The organism is Micromonospora sp. (assembly GCF_048594385.1).
GTDB lineage: Bacteria > Actinomycetota > Actinomycetes > Mycobacteriales > Micromonosporaceae > Micromonospora > Micromonospora wenchangensis.
This window is the reverse complement of record NZ_JBMDWU010000246.1, coordinates 1-4,750: the sequence shown is the minus strand read 5'-3', so window position 1 is coordinate 4,750 and position 4,750 is coordinate 1. Positions and strand designations below refer to the sequence as shown.

Sequence of the window (4,750 nt, the reverse complement as noted above, 5' to 3'; positions counted from 1 at the left end):
CGCACCCGTGAGCTGCACGACGCGCTCAAGCGCCGGTGTCTGTACCACTGGATCGACCACCCGGACCTGGAGCAGGAGGTCCGCATCGCCCGGTCCCGCGCCCCCGAGGTGTCGCAGACGCTGCGCCGCCAGGTGGTCGAGGTCGTCCAGCGACTGCGCCGGGACGAGGGCCTGCAGAAACCACCCGGGGTGGCCGAGACCCTGGACTGGGCGCGGGCCCTGCACCACCTCGGCGCTGCCGAACTCGATCTGGCCTCCGCCTCGGCCACTCTCGGGGCGCTGGTGAAGTACCGGGAGGACGTCGACCGGGTGCGGCTGGCGCTGGACCGGCTGCTGCGGCCCTGAGGACGGATTGACACGATCTGCGCGTCAGCAGCCCGATTGCGCACAGCTCGCCGGAGACGCCCTACGCAGGAGCGGATCAGCGGTCGACCACCTCGGCCGCCGCGGCCCCGTTCTGGTCCACCAGCAGCAAATCGCTGCGTCGGGGCATCGATTCCCAGTCGCCGGCACCGAGGCAGGCGAATGCACCGACCTGGACACCGGTGACCAGGCATCCCCGCATGGACGCTCCCTGCAGGCGTTCGCTGAGATAGCCGGCGACGAATCCGTCGCCCGCACCGACGGTGTCGACGGCGGTGACGGCCAGGGCCTCCTGCCGCTCGGTGCCGTTCGCGTCGGACGCCACCGCGCCGGCCGCGCCGAGCTTGATCACGGCCTCCCGCGGCCCGAGGTCTCGCAACGCCCGGGCCAGGGTGGCCGGGTCGGCGTGGTCGCCGACGACGATGCGCGCCTCGTCGTCGCCGGCGAAGACGACGTCGACCAGCGGCAGGATGCGCGCGTAGAACGCGGCGGCGGTCGGGCGGTCCCAGAGTTGGCTGCGGTAGTTCAGGTCGAAGGAGACGGGCACGCCGACATCGCCGGCGCGGTGGGCGATGTCGAGGACGGCGGCGCGGGCGGCGGGCGAGATGGCGGCGGTGATCCCGGTCAGGTGCACGGTCGCGGACGACCGCAGGACGTCGTCGGGGATGTCGTCGGCGGTCAGGGTGGTCGCGGCACTGGTCGACCGGTAGTAGCGGACACGGCTGCGACCGAAGGCGCGGCGTTCCTTGACCATCAGTCCGGTGGCGTGGGTGGTGCAGCGCAGGGCGGTGGTGGCAACGCCTTCGGCGCGCAGCTCCCGCTCGATGAGGTCGCCGAACGCGTCGTCGCCGATCCGGCCGATCCAGCTCACGGGTGTACCGAGCCGGGTGAGGGCGATGGCGACGTTGGATTCGGCCCCGCCGAAACCGACGCGGGTCCGCCGTTCGTGGAGGGGCCCGTCGGTGACGATCAGCCCCAGGCTCTCCCCCGTGGTCAGCACGCCGCCCCGGGACGGCCGAGGTGTCATGGGCGGGACGCGCCGGTCGCGGCGACCGCGTCGCGGCACCGCCGGGCCAGGTCGGTCAGGCTTCCGCCGCGCAGCGCGTCGCCGAGCAGCGACGATCCCATGCTCACCGCGATCGCGCCCGCCCCCATCCACACCGGGATCTCGGCGACTCCGAATCCACCGGACGGCAGGATCGGGATGTGCGGGAACGGCCCGCGCAGGTGCGACAGGTAGGACGGCCCGACGGTGGATGCGGGGAAGAGCTTGACGGCGGTGGCGCCGGCCCGCCATGCCGTGCTCACTTCGGTGGGGGTGAGTGCACCCGGGTAGACGGGTACCCCCCGGTCCACCGCGGCCTCGACGATGGCGGTGTCGACGGCCGGGGTGACCAGGAAGTCGGCGCCCAGGTCGAGCGCCTGGCGGGCCGTGGCGACGTCCGGCACCGTTCCGACGCCGAGATCAGCTTTGCTGCCGGCGATCTGCGCACGCAGATCGGTCAGCACGTCGAGGGTGCCGGGCGTGCTCATGGTCAGCTCGATCGAGCAGATGCCGCTGTCGGCGAGCACCCGGACCACGGGCGCGTAGCGGTCGGCGGCGTCCGCTCGCAGCACGGCGACGACACCACCGCGCAGGGTCGGGGGGACATCGAGACGGGTGGGCACTGGAGGAGTCCTTCGGGATCGGTGGTCGTATCGGTCGGCACCGGCAGCGGGGATGTCCGGAGCGTGCGACTGGGCGCAACACGCCGCCTCCGCGAGAAAACAGCGGCGGTCTTGACCAAGTCGCGGGGGTGAGGGTCAGAAGCAGGTGTCGATGAGCTCGACGACCGGGGCGTCGAGCTCCCAGCTGTCGACGACGGGCAGCAGTCGCCATTTGTCGAACATCGTGCAGGGGTGCGACAACCCGAGCGGGACGACGTCCCCGACCGCCAGCGGCAGCGGCTGGTCGGCACGCAGGAAGGTGTGCTGATCGTTCAGTGCGGTGACGCGGCCGCCGCAGCCGAGGGGAACAGGCAGCCCCTCGTCGTAGGGAAGGTCGCGTTTGCCGGCGTCGAGCAGCGCCAGGCCGGGCTCGGGGCGGGAGAGCACCCGGGCCAGACCCCGGGCGGCGGCGATCAGACGGTCGTCACCCGCACCGTAGCGCGTTGACGCCAACGGGGAGATCCCGGCGTAGAACCCTTCGTCGTGCGTGATGTAGGCCCCGGAACGCAGGACGAAACGGGTGTGCGGCACGGTGCCGCGGACTGGTGCGAACGCGTCGGCGACCAGGTCGAAGTACGCGCTCCCACCGGCGGTGACGATGGGCCGGTCGACCTCGTACAGCGGCCCCAGAAGCGCGTGCAGGTCTAGCATCTCGGCCAGGTACCGACCGACCGCAGCGAGCGAGTCCGTGGTGCGGTCGTGCGCGACGGCGCCCTCGTAGCCGGCCACACCTGCGAGCCGGACGGTTGCGGACCGAGCGGCCCGCTGGGCGATCTCCATGGCGGTCCCGATCGAACGGGCTCCCGTCCGGCCACCGGTGGCGCCCAGTTCGACGAGTACGTCCATCTTCACCTGCTGCGGGCCCAGCACCCGTTCCAGGGCGTCGACCGCGGCCACGGAGTCGACCCAGGTCGTCAACGACAGCCCCGACGACACCTCGGAATGCGCCCAGCGGATGGCGGCCGGCTCGACGAGAGCATTGGCCAGTTGCACAGTGTCGAAGCCGTGGGACCGGGCGACCCGGACCTGCCACGGGGTGGCCAGGGTCAGGCCGGTCGCACCGGCCGCGATCTGCCGACTCCACAGCGCCGGCGCCATCGTCGTCTTGCCGTGGGGCATGAGTTCCAGGCCGCGCCGGTCGACCCACGACTGCAGGGTCGCGATGTTGTGTTGCAGGTGCGTCCGATGCAGGACCAGCAGCGGCGTGCTGAACTCGTCGATGGTCGGGCCGGCGGCCAGGAACTGCGCAACGGTGCGTCCCACTGCGCAGGCCGGGATGCCCTTGTCGGCCGCGGAGAGCACCCGGTCGCCCGTCATCGGCTGCGGGCCAGGAACTGCTGCGTGCGTGGGTTCTGCGGGTTGTCGAAAACGGTGTCGGGCGAGCCCTCCTCGACGATGACCCCGCCGTCCATGAAGACGACGTGGTCACCGGTGTCCTGGGCGAACCGCATCTCGTGGGTGACCACGACCATCGTCATCCCCTCGGCCGCCAGACCGCGCATGACCTGCATGACCTCACCGACCAGTTCGGGGTCGAGCGCCGAGGTGGCCTCGTCGAAGAACATGATGCTCGGTTCCATCGCGAGGGCGCGAGCGATCGCCACCCGCTGCTGCTGACCACCGGACAGCTGGGACGGGTAGTTGTCAGCCCGGTCGGACAGCCCGACCTTGGCCAGCGCGTCCCGGCCGCGGGCCTCGGCGTCCTTAGCGCTCAGCTTGCGGACTTTGGTCAGGGCCAGGGTCACGTTGCCCAGCGCGGTCTTGTGCGGGAACAGGTTGAACTGCTGGAAGACCATGCCGATGTGGCCGCGGATCTCCTTGGCCCGGCGCTGGTCGTGCAGCGGCACCTGGTTGACCCAGACCTCGCCACCGTCCGCGGCCTCCAGGCCGCTCATGATGCGCAGGACGGTGCTCTTCCCGGATCCGGACGCACCGATCAGGCACAGCACTTCGCCCCGCTTGACGGCGAGACTGACGTCGCGCAGGACGGTGGTCGGCCCGAAAGACTTGGCCACGTGACGCAGTTCGATCTGGAAGTCGCCGGAGGTGGACGCGGGTGTCGTCATGCGAACTGGTTCCTCTTCTCGAGATTGCGCACCCACAGCGAGGCGGGGTAGCAGACGGCGAAATACAAGGCGGCGACGAACGGGTAGACCACGACCGGTTGTCCGATGCGGTCGACGATCGACTGGCCCTGCTTCATCAGTTCGGGGAGTCCGATCATGAACGCGATGGAGCTGTCCTTGACCAGGGCGATGTACTGGCCGACGAGCGGGGGCAGGGCGACGCGCCGGGTCTGCGGCATAACCACGTGGGCGAAGGTGCCGACCGGGCCGAAGCCCAGGACACGACTGACCTCGAGCTGCCCGGGCGGGACGGCTTCGATGCCCGAACGGAAGATCTCGCCGATGTAAGCGCCCTCGTAGATGCTCAAACCGACGACGGCGGCGACGAACAGATTGAGGTCGACACCGAAACCGGAGGCGCCGAAGTAGACGAACAGCAGGGTGATAAGCAGCGGCGAGCCGCGGAACACTTCGGTGTAGAGCAGCGAGAGCTGGCTGACGACCGGGACGCGGGAGGTCCGCGCGGCCGCGGCGATAAGACCCATCCCCGTGGCCGCGACGGCCGAGACGACCGACAGCCGCAGGGTCGTGACCCGGCCGTTTAGCAGCAGGGG

The 4,750-nt window shown here is 70.7% G+C and carries 5 protein-coding genes and 1 pseudogene; 1 reads left to right on the top strand and 5 read right to left on the bottom strand.

Annotation, left to right across the window (positions count from 1 at the left end; genetic code table 11):
• A pseudogene (locus tag ACOJTC_RS12745) lies at positions 1-345 on the top strand (MoxR family ATPase); the annotation flags it as partial.
• A gap of 76 nt (positions 346-421) precedes the next feature.
• Here the strand turns inward: ACOJTC_RS12745 and ACOJTC_RS12740 are convergent.
• The 5 genes from ACOJTC_RS12740 to ACOJTC_RS12720 form a co-directional block, all read right to left on the bottom strand.
• The gene (locus ACOJTC_RS12740) at positions 422-1,390 is read right to left on the bottom strand and encodes a sugar kinase (RefSeq protein WP_420117009.1); all 969 of its coding nucleotides are present in this window, start codon (positions 1,388-1,390) and stop codon (positions 422-424) included.
• Positions 1,387-2,031, bottom strand: coding sequence for a bifunctional 4-hydroxy-2-oxoglutarate aldolase/2-dehydro-3-deoxy-phosphogluconate aldolase (locus ACOJTC_RS12735; RefSeq protein WP_420117008.1), 645 nt, complete (start codon positions 2,029-2,031; stop codon positions 1,387-1,389). Before ACOJTC_RS12735 ends, ACOJTC_RS12740 begins: the two co-directional genes overlap by 4 nt.
• Before the next feature lie 135 nt (positions 2,032-2,166).
• Positions 2,167-3,387: an alanine racemase gene (locus ACOJTC_RS12730; RefSeq protein ID WP_420117007.1), complete on the bottom strand. Its 1,221-nt coding sequence runs from the start codon at positions 3,385-3,387 to the stop codon at positions 2,167-2,169.
• Positions 3,384-4,136 carry an amino acid ABC transporter ATP-binding protein gene (locus ACOJTC_RS12725; protein WP_420117006.1) on the bottom strand — a complete coding sequence of 251 codons (753 nt, stop codon included), beginning with the start codon at positions 4,134-4,136 and terminating at the stop codon, positions 3,384-3,386. Before ACOJTC_RS12725 ends, ACOJTC_RS12730 begins: the two co-directional genes overlap by 4 nt.
• Positions 4,133-4,750 (bottom strand): amino acid ABC transporter permease (locus ACOJTC_RS12720; protein WP_420117005.1); only part of this gene is annotated, 618 nt, incomplete at its 5' end. The genes ACOJTC_RS12720 and ACOJTC_RS12725, both read right to left, overlap by 4 nt.